We start from the raw sequence: 1,409 nt of genomic DNA, 5'->3' as shown, positions 1-1,409 counted from the left end.
AAGCCTGGCGTTCGTCGAACTCAAACTGGCCGCGCTGACGGCCGAAGGCGCGCTGCACCTGGGCGCTGCGGACGGCCCGCTGCTGCAACCGCAAGCCCTGCCGTACCCGCTGCTGCAGGATGAAAGCTGAACCGGCGGCTGCCGGCGCGCCACCGGCCTGGTTCATCTATTACCGCGTTCCGGAACCCGAGCTGGCCACGGCCAGTGCGCTGGTGCGTGGCTTCCAGCAACGCCTGCGCGGCGACTGGCCCGGCCTGTCGACCGAAGTCATGCGGCGGCCAGAAGCCAACGACGGCTGCGTCACGCTGATGGAGGTGTACCGCCTGCTGCCCCAGGTCTCGGCAGCGGACGCTGCCGGCCTGCCGCAGGCCATCGAAGCGGCAGCCAGCGTGCTGGCGCCGCACCTGGCCGGCCCACGCCACACCGAACGTTTCGTGCCATGTGCCTAGCCGCCATTGCGCTGGATCAGCACCCGCGCTTTCCGCTGGTGGTCGCGGCCAATCGCGACGAGTACCTGGACCGTCCGGCCAGCATGTTGGACTGGTGGACACCGCCTGGTGACGGCCCGGCCGTGCTGGCCGGCCGCGACCTGAAGGCTGGTGGCACCTGGCTGGGCATGACGGCCGCCGGCCGCTTCGGCCTGGTGACGAATGTGCGCCGGCCCATGCTGACCGAGCCCGGCGCACCCTCTCGTGGCGAGATCGTGCTGCGCTGGCTGGGCAGCACGGCGCGAGCTGACCGCTTCTGGCCGTCGGTTGCGATGGCCGGCTACGCGCCCTTCAACCTGATTGCCGCGGACTTCCAGCGCGGCGAATGCTTCTGGGCCAGCAACGAACACAGCCACCCTCGCCGGCTGGACCGTGGCGTGTTTGGTCTGAGCAATGCCGCGCTGGACACGCCCTGGCCCAAGGTCCAGGCGCTGAAGGCGCGGCTCACGCAGGCCTTGTCGCAAACCGGCCCGGTCGAACAATTGCGCACCCAGCTGTTCGCCGCGCTGGCCGACAACAAGCAGGCGCCCGACGCCTCGCTGCCGCAGACCGGCGTGCCGCTGACGGTCGAGCGCATGCTCTCGCCCGCCTTCATCCACAGCGCCGATGGCCGCTACGGCACACGCTGCTCCACCGTGCTGATCACCGAACGCGTCGGCACCCGGCTGATTACCCAGGTCTTTGAACAGACCCACAGCCCCGGCCAGGCCAGCAGCCCGCCGGTGCAGCGCCAGTTGCTGGACTGGCCGCCGGTCCAGAGCAGCTTCGCGCCGCTGCTGGTGCCGATACAGCACTGACGGCGAGCTGCTGCGTCAGCGCAGCGCCCGCACCATCTCCACGTGCTGGATGCCGGCTTCCTCGAAGACCGGCCCGCGCGACGTGAAGCCGGCCCGGCTGTAGAACGGCGCGGCGCTGGTCTGG

At 70.5% G+C, this 1,409-nt stretch carries 3 protein-coding genes; 2 read left to right on the top strand and 1 reads right to left on the bottom strand.

Going from position 1 to position 1,409, the window contains the following annotated elements; translation table 11 throughout:
• Positions 1-119: 119 nt before the first annotated feature.
• Positions 120-449: a DUF4936 family protein gene (locus tag FKP22_RS30375; RefSeq protein WP_141291925.1), complete on the top strand. Its 330-nt coding sequence runs from the start codon at positions 120-122 to the stop codon at positions 447-449.
• Positions 440-1,285, top strand: a complete 846-nt coding sequence (locus tag FKP22_RS30370; protein WP_141291924.1) for an NRDE family protein — start codon at positions 440-442, stop codon at positions 1,283-1,285. Before FKP22_RS30375 ends, FKP22_RS30370 begins: the two co-directional genes overlap by 10 nt.
• A 15-nt stretch (positions 1,286-1,300) precedes the next feature.
• Here FKP22_RS30370 and FKP22_RS30365 read toward each other — a convergent pair.
• Positions 1,301-1,409 (bottom strand): GNAT family N-acetyltransferase (locus tag FKP22_RS30365; RefSeq protein ID WP_141291923.1); only part of this gene is annotated, 109 nt, incomplete at its 5' end.

The sequence above is a fragment of the Ideonella azotifigens genome (assembly GCF_006519715.1).
Lineage (GTDB): Bacteria > Pseudomonadota > Gammaproteobacteria > Burkholderiales > Burkholderiaceae_C > Ideonella > Ideonella azotifigens.
This window is presented reverse-complemented; position numbering and strand designations above follow the sequence as displayed.

Bases quoted from the DNA above. Each gene is read 5' to 3' on its own strand.
- FKP22_RS30375 (WP_141291925.1), top strand. From the start codon at position 120: ATGAAAGCTGAACCGGCGGCTGCCGGCGCGCCACCGGCCTGGTTCATC.
- FKP22_RS30370 (WP_141291924.1), top strand. From the start codon at position 440: ATGTGCCTAGCCGCCATTGCGCTGGATCAGCACCCGCGCTTTCCGCTG.